Source organism: Pantoea sp. App145 (genome assembly GCF_047947045.1).
GTDB lineage: Bacteria > Pseudomonadota > Gammaproteobacteria > Enterobacterales > Enterobacteriaceae > Pantoea.
Window position 1 is genome coordinate 272,212 of record NZ_CP133291.1, and the last position, 13,416, is coordinate 285,627.

The following is a 13,416-nucleotide window of genomic DNA, read 5'->3' on the forward strand; positions in this document are numbered from 1 at the left end:
TGGCGAAGAAGAAATAGCCCAACCGCACAAAGCAACACAGTAACCACAACAAGTGAGGGGAAAAGTGGCGGATCACGTCGATTTTGTGACACAACAATGGGCCAGCGCGATGCCTGAGCTGGATGCATCATCCATGGCGATATTCGGTCGTATGCTGCGCATCATGAAACATCTGGCGAAAACCCGTGCCGAGGCACTGTCCCACTTTGGTTTTCGTGATGGAGAGTTTGACGTGCTGGCCACACTACGCCGGGCGGGCTCCCCCTTTTGTTTATCGCCGACGCAGTTGTATAAATCGTTGCTGGTCACCTCCGGCGCGATGACGAATCGTCTGAATCACCTTGAAGAGGCGGGACTGATCGCCCGGGTCGCTGACCCGCAAGACAAACGCAGTACCCTGGTCGCACTAACAGTGGCCGGGCGGGAGAAAATCGAGCAGGCATTGCTGGTGCATACGCAAACGCAAAATACGCTACTGGCCGCACTGGAACCCGCGCAGCGGCAACAGTTGTCAGCCCTGCTCAGCCAGCTGCTGGTCGCCAGCGAGCATAAGACGTAACTAAACTGCTCAGTCATGTGTCAAAATATGAATTCATTCGCGCTTTTATACGGACAGGATATGCAGAATAAATTTGCTCCTTCACAGATTCTTCTCCACTGGCTGACATTTTTCCTGGTGGTCATTGCCTATTGCACCATGGAGTTTCGCGGGCTGGCAACGCGTGGGTCCTGGCAGGGTTTTACGATGATCATCGGTCATTTCAGTGCAGGAAGCTGTGTTCTGGTGCTGATGTTATCGCGCGTGATGCTACGTTTTCGTCATCAAAGCCCGGCCATCGTGCCAAAGCCAGAGGGCTGGCAAACCGGTCTGGCGCATTTGATGCATCTGGGGTTGTACCTGTTTTTTATCGCACTGCCGATTCTCGGTATTCTTTCACGCTTTTATCTGGGACGAACCTGGTGGTTGTTTGGTATTCCGATGCCGGTCAGCGCTGAGCCCGACCCGGATTTTGCCGATATCCTGACAGGATTGCATAAAACGCTGGCACCTTACGGTTACTGGCTGGTGGGAATCCATGCGGTGGCAGCGCTGACCCACCACTATCTGATGAAGGACAACACCTTGCTGCGCATGATGCCGTCCCGACGCTCACGCTGACCTTAGCTGGCTGGCCGGGCGGCCAAAGTAACGTTGGAACGCCACGCTAAAATTTCGGGGATGCTGATAACCGACCTGCCAGGCCGCCTGCGCTACCTGATACCCTTCCTCCAGCAGTCGATGTGCCTTCTGCATCCGCAGTGCCAGTAACTTCTCGCCGGGTGTGCAACCAAAGTGCTGCTGAAAGCCTTTTTTCAACTGGTATTCACTCAGGCCCGCGGCCAGCGCCAGCGTCGCCAGGGTAACAGGCTCCGCCAGATGCCTCTGCATCCAGTTATGCGCCTGCTCTAGCCGGTCGATATCCTGAGGATGGAGTTTCTTCGCCTGCGCTGCCGCCGGTTGCAGTTGATGGCGATGTAACGCCAACAGATTCAGCGCCTGAATCTCGCGCAGCAGTGGATCGGGCTGCACCTCGTTAAGTTGTGCGGTGGTGGCGTGACCAAACAGGCTGAACAGATGGCGTTTCAATTGCGGCTGATGCAACAAATTCTCTGCCGCATCCTCTCCGAGATAACGCTGCACGCTTTCAGCATTCAGCACCAGCCGCAGCTGTTGCACCCGCTCCCCCGCACGATATAACCGTTCGCCACTACTGTGCTGAAAACTGGTGACGGTAAGATGGCCCGCCTGGAACAACACTTCATAACCGGAATCGGCACGGAAACGTGAGCTGCCCAGCAAACCGAAGGTCAGTACCAGCTGCGGCGTGTTTCCGGCTGGCTGGGAGCTTTCTGCCAGCGCTTTTAACGGCTGATAATCAGACTGTACCAGCCGTATCCCACTGACCAGGCTGAACTGCCGCGAACGAAAAACCCCCGCGCCGGGCTGGTGTTCAATCCATGGCTCATCGCCACCTGGGTTCCGTTGCATCGTTTTCGCCTTCACGCAGAGTCAAATCGCCGTTTCGCAGACCAATGAGAATAAATTGCATTGGCATGAAACGCTAGTCTGTAGCCATCACCGTTGCTTTGGAGACAATCATGCCATCCCCGTTACCCTTTCTTGATAATCTGCTGGCGCAACACGCCCTGAGTGGCGCAGTGGCTCTGGCCTTTGAACACCAGCTGTTTGATTTTCTGACGCGGAGTGCCGATGCCACTGCCGTCGCGCAACATTTTGGCTGGCAGCCAGAGCCGGTCGGACACTGGCTGCGTTTGCTGTGGAGTGGTGAATTGTTGCAGCAACAGGCGGAGGGTTACCGTACCCACCCCGACGCCCAGGCATATCTGTGCCGCAGCGGTACGCGTTATATCGGCGATGCCTGGCGTTATCGTCAGCAGTTGTTGCAGCAGTTTGCCCGCCGACTGCCCGATCTGCTGAACCGCAGCACGCCACGCAGGCAGGACCCGCTGGAGATAGACACCGCCTGGGCCGATGCTGCCCTGAGCCAGATTGCGCAGGAACAACGCGCCCTGAGTGGCGACACCGCCTGTACCATCGCCAGCGATCTGGCTGATTTTCAGCGCCCGGCCCAGCTACTGGATATGGGCGGGGGCCCAGGATTGATTACGCTGGCGTTAGCAGAGCGTTTTCCGCAGCTCTCCGGGGTGGTGCTTGACCTGCCCAAAACCGCGACCGTGGCGCAACATAATATCGAACGCGCAGGTTTAAGCGCGCGCTTCCGCGCGCTTTCACAGCTGCCGGAAACGCAGCAGGTTGACATCATCTGGTGTTCATCATTGCTGTACTTTATGGAGGATAGTCAGGCGATGTTGCAGCAGTTGTTCCGCCGTCTGAAGCCGGGAGGTTTATTGATTAGTGCCCATGCAGAAGTGTCTTCCGACCCGGCTGAGGCGCGTCAGATATTGCCGTTTTTCACACCATTGATGATGCGTGGTTACAGTGTCACGAATGAAGGTGAGTTAACGCAGCAATTACAGCAGGTGGGATTTACCATCGAAGCGATTAAGCGGCTGCAACCCTTCCCGATGTCGCCGCTGAATGTCCATCTAGCGCGTAAGCCTAAAACGTCAGACTAAAACTGTCATCCAGCAGCGCGAAGATCTCTTCATCAGGCAGACCATTAGCCAGCGTCAGGCTGAGCCAGTGTTCTTTATTCATATGATAAGCCGGATAGATGCCCGCCTGCTGGCGCAGCGACCCGCTCAGTTCCGGGCGGGTTTTGATGTTCATCACCTGCACCACCGCGCCATCCGGCAGTCCCAGTTTGTGGCTCTCCAGTGGGAAAACCACGGCAAACCACTTACGATGACGCGGATGACGCAGCACCGCGTATTGCGGATTGGTTTTCCAGGGATAATCAGGTTCGACCTGGTATTGCTGGTTAACCCAGTCAAACAATTGCTGGCGATTCATGCTTCACTCCTGTGGGCAAAAAAAATCGTGGCGCGATGGCCACGACTTTACCCACTTCTGACTTATCAGGCCAGATGAAAGCGCCCTACCGTTTGCGCCAGCTGAGCAGCCTGATCTTCCAGCGAACTGGCCGCTGCTGACATCTGCTGCACCAGTGCAGCGTTCTGTTGTGTGGTGCCATCCATTTCGTTGACCGCAATGGTCACCTGGCTGATCCCCCGCGCCTGCTCATCTGAAGCAGTGACGATTTCGCCGATAATAGTGCGCACCGAGTGCACTGCCTGAGTCATCTCCTGCATGGTTTTACCGGCATCCTGTACCAGCTGAACACCGCTGCCCACCCGCTGGCTGGACTCTTCAATCAGCGCAGCAATTTCTTTCACCGCATTGGCACTGCGCTGTGCCAGGTTACGCACTTCTGAAGCCACCACGGCAAAACCACGGCCCTGTTCACCGGCACGCGCCGCTTCTACGGCAGCGTTAAGCGCCAGGATGTTGGTCTGGAAGGCAATGCTATTGATGATGGCGGTGATGTCGCCAATCTTTTTCGCGCTGTCGTCAATTTGCGCCATGGTTTGCACCACTTCACCCACCAGCGCTTCACCACGGCTGGCGATGTGCGTGGCATTGTCGGTGAGCGTGGTGGCCTGATGCGCATTAGCCGCGTTGTGTTTCACCGTAGCGGTGATCTGCTCCATGCTGGCGGCAGTCTGCTCCAGTGCGGCGGCCTGTTGTTCGGTGCGGGACGCGAGGTTAAGGTTACCGCTGGCGATTTCCCCCGCCCCCTGACGTACCGACGCGCTGGCATCCTGAATCTGTCCCACAATGTCACGCAGCTGGTTTTGCATGGTGTCGAGGGCATAGAACAGGCTGCTGGTATCGCGTGATTTCACTGCAATAGGGTTATCCAGCTTACCATCGGCAACCGCCAGCGCGATGGTGGCGGCTTCCAGCGGTTCACCACCAATTGGCTTCAGCACTTTACGGCTGAACAGCAGGCCGAGCAGCGCGCTCACCAACAGAATACTCAGCACCATCAGCACGATGGCGTTGATCAGCTGGCGATTGGCAGCGGCCATCACTTCACTGACCGGGGCGACGACACCGAGATACCATTTCTGGTCACTATTGCCGATGACAATGGGTTGCCAGGTCACCAGCGCATCGGCTCCGATGATATCGTCGTGACGCTCAATGACGTCATTACTGAAATTGTTGGTGTTACCTTTCCAGAGCTTGCTGGTGAGGTTTTTGTCTGGATAAGAAACCACGTTTCCGGCGCTGGAAAGCAGCATTGCGTAGCCAGTACCTTCCCAGGGTTTGATTTTATTGACCCGCTCCTGCAACGAGGCCAGCGAGATATCGGAGGTCACTACGCCCCACAATTTCCCCTGGCTGACAATCGGTGCCGCGACGGAGGTCAACAGCGTAGGCACACCATTGTAGGCATAGCTATAGGGTTCGATCAGCGTGTCCTTCTGGCTTTTCTGCGGTTGCAGATAATAATCACCCTGCCCTGGGGTCAGATAGGAAGCCAGTGGATGCATATTGAAGTTGCCAGATTGGTCACGATCAACGAACCAGGCATAACGCCCTTTCGGTGCCTGACCCGGTTTATCGGCAAACTCGGCATCGCGTCCATCAAAGGCGTTTTCTTCCATGATCACGGAGACGGAAAGGTAGCTGGGATTGTCGCGCAGCGTCGATTCCATCATCTTGTCGATGACTTTACGATCCTGCACACCTGCGCCGGGCAGCGCGATAATACTGTGCCCCAGGTTATGCGCCACATCACGCGCATAGCTGAGATCCTGCTGGATTTGCAGCGCCTGACTTTGCGCAATTTGTTGCAGATAATTTTCTGCCAGCGATTTTTGTTCGTGGCTGGATTGCCAGTTAAGCACACCGATCGTAACAGTAAAGCCGAGGGTAATGGTTAAGGCGCCCGTCAGCAGCATTTGCGTGCGGGTGCTCATTTTTTTCTTATCAGACAGTCGTTTGGCCATGCTGGCGCTCCTGGAGTTGACACTTTCCGGTAAAAAGAACCACTCCCTGTGCACACACATTCCTTCGAATAATCTATCGGCGGGGTCTGGGGGAACTTGATGGCCTGGCAGGTCTGATCAGTGGATGAGTTAAATATTCATGTATTCAAACAGGAGAAGTGCAGAATCTGTTTGCTCCATGTCAGGATCCCCTATGCAGTCCAATATTAGAAAAATTAACATCCCTCTCCTTTTTCGTTTTCTATCCCAAACTTGAAATGAAGAAAACCATGCAAGGTGCGTGAAGGGCAACAGCAAGAGGTTAACATGGGTTCATCACTGTTCAGCAACACCCCCTCACTCCAGGTCATTGACGGGCGTGGGCGCACGATATGTTGCGTTGAGTATTATCGCCATCCCGACACACCAGACCATACTGCGGTATATGTCACCCGCCACCTTCACAATACACGGGGCCTCGTGCAGAGCGCTGACCCGCGTCTGCATGAGATTGCTATGGCGAACATCGTGTGGCAGCGGAGCCTGACAGGCAACGTACTGCGCACACAAAGCGTCGATTCCGGTACTGGCGTAACCCTGAATGATGCAGCCGGAAGACCATTGATGCTGGTGGAATACATCAACACCGATGGGAACGGGCAGGCAGACCTGAAAGAGTCGGTCACACGTATTTTTACCTATGAGGGCAGCACCCTTCCGGGACGACTGCTCAGTGTGGCGGAGAGACTGTCGACAGGAACGACTCAGGTGACCGAACGCTTACTGTATGCTGGCAATACTGACGTGGAGAAGGGTCTGAACCTGGCCGGGCAGTGCATTAGACACTACACACCGTCCGGGCTGGAGCGGACGGAGAGTATGGCATTGGGCGGAGCCAGACTATCGATAGCGTACCAGCAACTAAAGAATGCTGATAACCCAGACAAGATCGCCGACTGGCAGGGAGAGGATGTCACGGTCTGGAACGAACAGCTAGCGGCAGAGACATATTTTACCCTCACCACAGTAGCAGCCACTGGCAACGTGCTGACCACCACCGATGCGGCGGGCAACCGTCAGCGCCTGGCGTATGACATAGCAGGTCGGATGTCGGGCAGTTGGCTAACATTAAAAAGCGGCATCGAGCAGATTATTAGCAAATCCATGGCCTACACCGCAGCGGGACTAATACAGCGTGAGGAACACGGCAATGGGGTGGTGACAACATACTCCTGGGAACCGCAGACACAACGCCTGACTGAGATGAAGACGGCGCGCCTGCAAGGTCATCCCGCCGGTGCGAAGCTGCTTCAGGATCTGAACTGGACTTATGATCCGGTCGGAAACGTGACACAGGTTACGGACGAGGCGGAAGAAACACAGTTCTGGCGCAACCAGAGGGCAGTACCAGAGAATACGTATACCTACGACACACTGTACCAACTGGTAAAGGCCACCGGACGTGAGATGGCGAATGCCGGTCAGCAGAGCAGTCAGTTACTTTCGACCAGCGCTCCATTTACGACAGATTATTCTGTTTATACGACTTACAATCGCATTTATACCTACGATAAAGCGGGCAACCTGACACAGATACAGCATGCCTCACCTGCTACCAATAATCGATATACCCTCACTATCACCATCAGCAACCGCAGCAACCGTGGCGTACTCAGCTCATTGACAAAAAATCCGGCGGACGTTGATAGCTTCTTCACGGCAGGCGGGCTGCAGATGCAACTACAGCCGGGACAAACATTGATCTGGACACCCCGTGGTGAACTGCAGAAAGCAACACCCGTGGTTCGTGATGGCGCAGCAGGTGACAGCGAGAGTTACCGCTACGATGCGAATCGCCAACGTACCCAGAAGGTGAGCATACAGAAAGCAGGCGATAGCATGCAGGTACAACGGGTGTTGTATCTGCCATTCCTGGATCTGCACACTACAAGGAATGGCAACAAGGAAAAAGAGAATCTTCAGGTCATCAAATTGGGAGAAGCGGGTCGTGCGCGGGTACAGGTACTGCACTGGGAGAGCGGACAGCCGATGGCCATCAGTAATGATCAATTTCGTTACAGCTATGGCAATCTCATCGGCAGCATCTGTCTGGAAGCAGACGGCGACGGCAATATCATCAGTCGCGAGGAGTATTATCCTTACGGTGGTACGGCTGTCCTGACAGCACGAAACCGGGTAGAAGCAGATTACAGGACAGTAAGGTACTCGGGCAGAGAACAGGATGCGACCGGACTGTACTACTACGGCCATCGCTATTATCAACCCTGGGCGGGACGCTGGCTGAGTGCCGACCCGTCGGGTGCCGTTGATGGACTTAATCTTTTCAGGATGGTCAGAGATAATCCGCTAACGTTGCTGGACAATGACGGGCTGGAATCAACAGCACCAGCTGAAACCGGAAAATATAAGATAAATGTTGGAATTAAAACAATCATCGCATCAAAATTAGCGCGGAGAAAAAGCAGGATAAGTGTTTATGATGAAGAGAAAAAAAACTATGTGTCATCGAAAGAGTTTAAAGTTGTTGAATTAAATGACCAGGATGCGGAGGGTTTTCTATTTGGTTCTGATGAGCTCGTGGACAACGTCACGAAATTTCATAAACAATATAAAGATATACAGAAAAATCGCAACGAATTAAGCGATGCACAAAAAACCAATATTGGTCTTGGCGTGGAGATCGCTAGCTATATGATAAAATCCACTGCCGGATTAGTGGATGATGAAAAGAACATCATGGAAAACAGGTTCTTATCAGGAACCCGCCTGAGTCCGGATTTTACAACAGGCAAAAAATACTTTGCATTGATGCGAAAAAAAGACAAAGACGTATTTGAAGGAAGAAAAATTTATGGCCTGGTTGAGGCTCAAACCTATACCTACCATAAAGAAGGCAATAAAACAGATATCATTGTTAACTTTGCGCTTGCTAACCCGAAAACACAGGTTCCAGCGGCTGCGGGTGAGATAATAGATCCTGAATTTCAGGTTAAAGGTGTTGGCTCCTACTTGTCACTGCGTAGCCTGGGCATATTAATGAAACAATATAAAGTCAGGAGCATTACGACCGAAGCAATTAATGTCAGATCAGCCTCCATTGTGAAAAAATTCGGGGGAATAAAAATTTCAGATTAATTTCACAGGCAACATAGTTTGAAACGCGCGAGAAATAGTTCTGCCGTATTGGCGCGGCAAACAACACCGCGCCAATTCATAAACCTGATTATTTAAAACTGTCACTCGCCGCTTTGGCGATGGCGATTTCATTCGGGTTGGCTGAGCCACTGACCCCCACCGCACCCAGCGTATTGCCCTTCCACACCACCGGGGAACCGCCGCCCAGCGGGATAACGCCCGGCAACGTGGCGATAGCGGGTTCTTTGCCATTGGCGCGATCCATATATTTGTCGGTTGGCGTGCGGTACAACGCCGCAGCACGCCCCTTCAGAATCGATGAATCAATACAGCCGACCGGGGCATTGTCCATACGCTGGAACGCCAGTAACTCACCTGACTGATCCAGTACCGCGATACAGACATTGGCATTCAACGCATGGGCTTTTTCCTGCGCTGCGGCAATCAGCTTCTGCGCGTCACTCTCTGTCAGAATGGTTTGCGTGGTAACGGCCTGTGCGCCCGCCGCACCGAACAGAGCGGCACTCAGCAGCGCCAGAGACAGGATCTTTTTCATTTTCAATCACTCCATAATAAGGGAGCCAGATCGCGGCTCCCGTGGATTACCCGCGCCGACGGCGCAGAAGATAAATTAACCACAGCAGTACCATCACCGCGACAACAGCGCCAGCGATAGTTAGAGGTTGGGCGTAACGAATCAGCCAACTGCCGCTCTCACCCTGCAATGTCTGGCTGACATCGGCGCTGGTGATCGCGTGCTGTGGATTGCCAAAGCTGGTGGAGACATAATTCGCCACTTTCGCCAGCTGTTCCTGACTAAACTGAGTACGGAATTCCGGCATAAAGGCGTGCCCGGCGGCAGTATTGCGATCCACCCCTTCGGCGATAGTCATGATCAGATTGGCCGGGTCAGCAGCCAGCACCGCCGAAGATCCCACCAGCGACGGGTAAAAGTGCTGCGCATCGTGCGTACCCCGACCATCGCTGGCGTGGCAGGTGGCACAGACTCCGTTATAAAGCTGCGCACCGCTCATGGCATCCGCTGAGACATAATCATTGATGTCATCTTTCATGCCGGTTTCAATTGCCGACAGCGGCGTACTGGCAGGGGCAACGGCTGGCGCTTTGCGATCGCCACCGCCAATGGCGGGCACCTGCTTCAGATAGCGCGCAATGGCTTGCAGATCACTGTCATCCATTTTTGAGAACGAATTCTGGACCGCCGTACCCATCTCTCCGGCTGCAATCGCTTTACCATGCAGCGCGCCGGTGCGCAGGTAGGTTTCGATTTCGGTTACGCTCCAGTCACCAATCCCGGCTTTAGCATCCGGCGTGATGTTCGGCGCACTCCAGCTACCCACTTTTCCGCCGGAGAGGAAACGATCACCCTGTTCCGCCATCATGCCGTTACGCGGCGTATGGCAGGTGGAGCAGTGTGCCAAAGTGCGCACCAGATATTCACCGCGTTCAGCACTGCCTGCTGCCGCATCGCTACCCGGCACGGCGCTTTTATCGAGGAACATCAGGTTCCACATCGCCATCACCGGGCGGAAAGAGAACGGGAATGGCAGATGGGTTTCCGGCGCCGGATGATCATCCGCAGGAACCCCCAGCATCAGGTAAGAATACAGCGCGTGGATATCCTCGTCTGACATGCCAGCAAACGCGGTATAAGGCATTGCCGGATAGAGATAATGATTACCCGGCGCTTTACCCTCACGCATCACCGCAGTGAAATCGGCGAGGCTGTAGTTACCAATACCGGCACTTTTGGATGGCGTGATATTCGAACCGTAAATCATACCCATCGGCGACTGGATGGCATAACCACCGGAAAAAGGCTGGCCGCTTTGTGGATTGCGATGGCAGGCGGAGCAGTCACCGGCGGTTGCCAGATATTCACCGCGTTTTACCAGATCTGGCGAGGCGTCCTGCGCCAGACTTACGCCGCTCAGCAGCAACAGGCTGGCGCTGGCGATGCGAAATAAACTATTTAAGCGCATCGGTCAGATCTCCCTGGCAATGGTATCGGCCATACGGATCGCCAGAGCGATACCGGTCAGCGTCGGGTTAACGGTTGCCGAAGTGGGCATTACGCCAGTGGTGGCGAGGAACAGATTCGGGTGATCCCAGCTGCGACAATGGGCATCGACCACCGAGTCCTGGCGGTTATCGCCCATAATGGTGGTGCCCATGATGTGGTACTGGTTACGCCAGCCAGTGGGAGCCTCAATCACTTCGCCGTTAAACGCCTGCAAAAAGTTGGCAAAGTCCTTGTATGCCTGCGGGCGCATGCCACGCACGTAACTGTCGAGATGATAATTCACCTTGAGCATCGGCAGGCCGATGGAATCTTTACGGTCGTAATTCGGCACCACGCGGTTGGTCGGGCTGGGCAGGGTTTCGCTCATGGTACTGATATTCATAATGCGCGAAGCACGATCGCGGATGGCATCATCCAGCGCCTGGCCCATCATGCCTTGCTTGAGTAACGGCACCGTCACATCAACGTTGGGTACCAGGTTACGCAGCGAATAACGAATGGCGGAATGCTGTGCACGGCTGGCCTCATCGCGACGATTGGCGATAGTGCCATGCTGGACCGAACCACGACCGGTCCACAGCGGTTCATCAGCCAGGAAAGTCAGGCTCAGCCCGGTGTGGTCCATCAGATTACGGCCCACCTGATCGGAACTGTTGGCGATGTCATTCATCAGCAGCAACTTCGGCGTTTCCAGCCCGTGTGCCGCCACCACAAACACCTTCGCGGTGAGACGGGTGTCTTTACCATCGGGCTTGCGATAGGTCAGTGCGACAATTTTATTGCCCGCGCCCTTCTCCAGCTTCCAGGCAACACATTCGGTTAGCAGCTTCACACCCAGCGCTACTGCCTTATCAACATGCATATCACCGGAGTACATCGCACCAATCGGGCAGATCGGCTCGCAGTTGTTATTTCCGGCACAGGCCGGGCGGCCATCGTAAGGACGAGAGACGCGTGCATGAGGTTCATGCACCACCTGATAGCCCATCGGGCCGAGTTTGGCCTGCATGCGCTGCACCATATAAGGTTTCGCTTCCGGCGGCAGCGGATACTCGGCAGATCGCGGGGGATAATGACCACGCCCCTGGCCGCTCTGATCCTCTTCACCGGTGCCCACTACGCCAATTTCACGTTCGGCTTTGACATACCAGGGTTCCAGCTCGCCATATTCAAACGGCCAGTCGCGCCCCACGCCATAGACGCTTTTTAGTTTGAAATCATTGGGTAACAGACGCCAGCAGGCGGATGCCCAGTGGCGGGTACTGCCCCCGGCCACGCGCAGGTAGCTGGTGACATACTCAAAATCCTCATCCCCTTTGGCATCGATATAGCCTTCGGTGTAGGAGTTGGGTGCCCAGGGCAGATTCGGGTACGGTGCGCACCAGTTACGTTTACTGGCACCGTTGCGGTAGTTTTCCACCACTTTCCAGCGTGGGATATAGGGTCCGGCTTCCAGCATAATCACCGACTTACCCGCTTTAGCCAGCTGGTAAGCCGCATTGGCGCCGAGTGCGCCGGAGCCGATGATCACCACATCAGCATCAAATTCGCTCATTTTGTTTTCCTGCTCACGTTTCTTGTTATGTGTTGTTGTGCTGCGCCAGCAACGCCTCGGCTTCCACGAGGGTTTTGGCTTTTCCCTGAATCATTAACAGCCACGGGGCATCCGGTTCTTTGATGGTGCTGGCAGCAACGGGCGAGCGATCGCCCCAGGCGCGGATTTCTGCCGGCATCGCGGGCGGATTAACACCCGGTGGCACTTCGGCCCAGTAATCACCACCGGCACGCGCGTAGGTAGGGCGGATGGTGTGATCGCGCGTGGGTTCGTACATCAGTGCGGACAGAAAGGTGACAAAATGCGCGTCATCCACCGCTTTGGTGGTAGAAGGATGACCGGTGTAGCCGAGATACCACGGTGAAATAATGGTCAGCGCGGTTTTAACCTCGTCATCGCTCAGCTGAGCGACAATCTGTTCACGATCTTCGCTGTGCAGCGCATTCAGCCGCGTCATCAGGCTGGCGAGCTGGACGGGGAATGTGCTGTCCTGCTGGCACAGTAAGGTCCACAGGCGTTCGGTGATACCGATATCCAGCCCGCGTCGCCCGGTGAGCAACTCACTGGCACGCAGCAGCAAGGCGGCACCACTGTCCGCCGGAGCCGCCAGCAAAGGCTGCATCGGAATAGCGACAATAACCGGTGTCGCCATCATCAGTTGTAAAAAGCGTCTTCTTTCCATTTTCAGCTTCTCACGCTAGCCAGCATTCAGGGCCGACAGCGCCCCTTTCGCAGCTTCGGCATCAACATTGCCATCCGGCGTACTGACGCCAATCGCCCCCACTACCACACCATTGAGTTTCACCGGCTCGCCGCCAGGCAACGGCACCACCGCCGGGTTACCCAGCATCCCGATATTCCCTGCCGCGATCTTCTGCTGGAAGCTGGCAGTCGGTACGCCGAACGCCGCTGCGGAATGGGCTTTTTTCGGTGCCAGCTCGCTGTTCGCCAGCGTCGCACCATCAAGACGGTCAAAGCTAATCAACTGACCAAAGGGATCAACCACTGCGACCACGCCACCAATCTGATGGCTACGGATGATTTGCTCAGCTTTTGCCACCAGCGACTGTGCCTGCTGATGCGTGAGTATGGAAACCTGGTTAACCGGTTGGGCAGCCTGCGCAGTGGCACAGATCAGTCCGCTGCACAGCAGCGCTGTCGGAATCAATTTCATGATGGGATCCTGAAATAATGGGTTAAG

The 13,416-nt window shown here is 55.0% G+C and carries 12 protein-coding genes; 4 read left to right on the plus strand and 8 right to left on the minus strand.

Translation table 11 applies throughout. The annotated features are described in order from the left end of the window. Window positions 1–64: 64 nt before the first annotated feature. Both RCF31_RS21125 and cybB read left to right on the plus strand, forming a co-directional pair. The gene (locus RCF31_RS21125; RefSeq protein ID WP_416413731.1) at window positions 65–559 is read left to right on the plus strand and encodes a MarR family winged helix-turn-helix transcriptional regulator; all 495 of its coding nucleotides are present in this window, start codon (window positions 65–67) and stop codon (window positions 557–559) included. 60 nt (window positions 560–619) lie between these two features. Next, a complete protein-coding gene (gene cybB / locus RCF31_RS21130; protein WP_416413733.1) occupies window positions 620–1,159 on the plus strand; it encodes a cytochrome b561 in 540 nt (179 codons plus the stop codon). On the opposite strand, the gene RCF31_RS21135 is transcribed toward cybB, so the two are convergent. After that, on the minus strand, window positions 1,151–2,029 hold the full coding sequence (locus tag RCF31_RS21135; RefSeq protein ID WP_416413734.1) for a helix-turn-helix transcriptional regulator: 879 nt from the start codon (window positions 2,027–2,029) through the stop codon (window positions 1,151–1,153). The genes cybB and RCF31_RS21135 overlap by 9 nt on opposite strands. Window positions 2,030–2,139: 110 nt before the next feature. On the opposite strand from RCF31_RS21135, the gene RCF31_RS21140 reads away from it, so the two are divergent. Continuing rightward, the gene (locus tag RCF31_RS21140; protein ID WP_416413735.1) at window positions 2,140–3,138 is read left to right on the plus strand and encodes a class I SAM-dependent methyltransferase; all 999 of its coding nucleotides are present in this window, start codon (window positions 2,140–2,142) and stop codon (window positions 3,136–3,138) included. Here the strand turns inward: RCF31_RS21140 and RCF31_RS21145 are convergent. Both RCF31_RS21145 and RCF31_RS21150 read right to left on the minus strand, forming a co-directional pair. Next, on the minus strand, window positions 3,122–3,475 hold the full coding sequence (locus RCF31_RS21145; protein ID WP_299450012.1) for an MmcQ/YjbR family DNA-binding protein: 354 nt from the start codon (window positions 3,473–3,475) through the stop codon (window positions 3,122–3,124). The genes RCF31_RS21140 and RCF31_RS21145 overlap by 17 nt on opposite strands. A 65-nt stretch (window positions 3,476–3,540) precedes the next feature. Continuing rightward, complete coding sequence (locus tag RCF31_RS21150) at window positions 3,541–5,481, minus strand: methyl-accepting chemotaxis protein (protein WP_416413736.1); 1,941 nt, start codon at window positions 5,479–5,481, stop codon at window positions 3,541–3,543. A gap of 306 nt (window positions 5,482–5,787) precedes the next feature. On the opposite strand from RCF31_RS21150, the gene RCF31_RS21155 reads away from it, so the two are divergent. Beyond that, window positions 5,788–8,616 carry an RHS repeat protein gene (locus RCF31_RS21155; protein ID WP_416413737.1) on the plus strand — a complete coding sequence of 943 codons (2,829 nt, stop codon included), beginning with the start codon at window positions 5,788–5,790 and terminating at the stop codon, window positions 8,614–8,616. A gap of 88 nt (window positions 8,617–8,704) precedes the next feature. Here RCF31_RS21155 and RCF31_RS21160 read toward each other — a convergent pair whose 3' ends face one another. Genes RCF31_RS21160 through RCF31_RS21180 form a run of 5 tightly spaced genes read right to left on the minus strand, consistent with a single transcriptional unit; the run spans window position 8,705 to window position 13,389 of the window. After that, on the minus strand, window positions 8,705–9,172 hold the full coding sequence (locus RCF31_RS21160) for a GlcG/HbpS family heme-binding protein (protein WP_084880987.1): 468 nt from the start codon (window positions 9,170–9,172) through the stop codon (window positions 8,705–8,707). Window positions 9,173–9,218: 46 nt separating this feature from the next. Continuing rightward, complete coding sequence (locus tag RCF31_RS21165; protein ID WP_416413738.1) at window positions 9,219–10,619, minus strand: c-type cytochrome; 1,401 nt, start codon at window positions 10,617–10,619, stop codon at window positions 9,219–9,221. A 3-nt stretch (window positions 10,620–10,622) separates the two neighbouring features. After that, window positions 10,623–12,215, minus strand: coding sequence for a GMC family oxidoreductase (locus RCF31_RS21170; protein ID WP_416413739.1), 1,593 nt, complete (start codon window positions 12,213–12,215; stop codon window positions 10,623–10,625). A 25-nt stretch (window positions 12,216–12,240) separates the two neighbouring features. Continuing rightward, window positions 12,241–12,897 (minus strand): sugar dehydrogenase complex small subunit, encoded by a 657-nt coding sequence (locus tag RCF31_RS21175; protein ID WP_416413740.1) that lies wholly within the window; start codon window positions 12,895–12,897, stop codon window positions 12,241–12,243. Between the two features lie 15 nt (window positions 12,898–12,912). Then, window positions 12,913–13,389, minus strand: coding sequence for a GlcG/HbpS family heme-binding protein (locus RCF31_RS21180; protein WP_299450035.1), 477 nt, complete (start codon window positions 13,387–13,389; stop codon window positions 12,913–12,915). Window positions 13,390–13,416: the final 27 nt, after the last annotated feature.

Bases quoted from the DNA above. Each gene is read 5' to 3' on its own strand.
- cybB (WP_416413733.1), top strand. From the start codon at position 620: ATGCAGAATAAATTTGCTCCTTCACAGATTCTTCTCCACTGGCTGACA.
- RCF31_RS21135 (WP_416413734.1), bottom strand. From the start codon at position 2,029: ATGCAACGGAACCCAGGTGGCGATGAGCCATGGATTGAACACCAGCCC.
- RCF31_RS21140 (WP_416413735.1), top strand. From the start codon at position 2,140: ATGCCATCCCCGTTACCCTTTCTTGATAATCTGCTGGCGCAACACGCC.
- RCF31_RS21145 (WP_299450012.1), bottom strand. From the start codon at position 3,475: ATGAATCGCCAGCAATTGTTTGACTGGGTTAACCAGCAATACCAGGTC.
- RCF31_RS21150 (WP_416413736.1), bottom strand. From the start codon at position 5,481: ATGGCCAAACGACTGTCTGATAAGAAAAAAATGAGCACCCGCACGCAA.
- RCF31_RS21155 (WP_416413737.1), top strand. From the start codon at position 5,788: ATGGGTTCATCACTGTTCAGCAACACCCCCTCACTCCAGGTCATTGAC.
- RCF31_RS21160 (WP_084880987.1), bottom strand. From the start codon at position 9,172: ATGAAAAAGATCCTGTCTCTGGCGCTGCTGAGTGCCGCTCTGTTCGGT.
- RCF31_RS21165 (WP_416413738.1), bottom strand. From the start codon at position 10,619: ATGCGCTTAAATAGTTTATTTCGCATCGCCAGCGCCAGCCTGTTGCTG.
- RCF31_RS21170 (WP_416413739.1), bottom strand. From the start codon at position 12,215: ATGAGCGAATTTGATGCTGATGTGGTGATCATCGGCTCCGGCGCACTC.
- RCF31_RS21175 (WP_416413740.1), bottom strand. From the start codon at position 12,897: ATGGAAAGAAGACGCTTTTTACAACTGATGATGGCGACACCGGTTATT.
- RCF31_RS21180 (WP_299450035.1), bottom strand. From the start codon at position 13,389: ATGAAATTGATTCCGACAGCGCTGCTGTGCAGCGGACTGATCTGTGCC.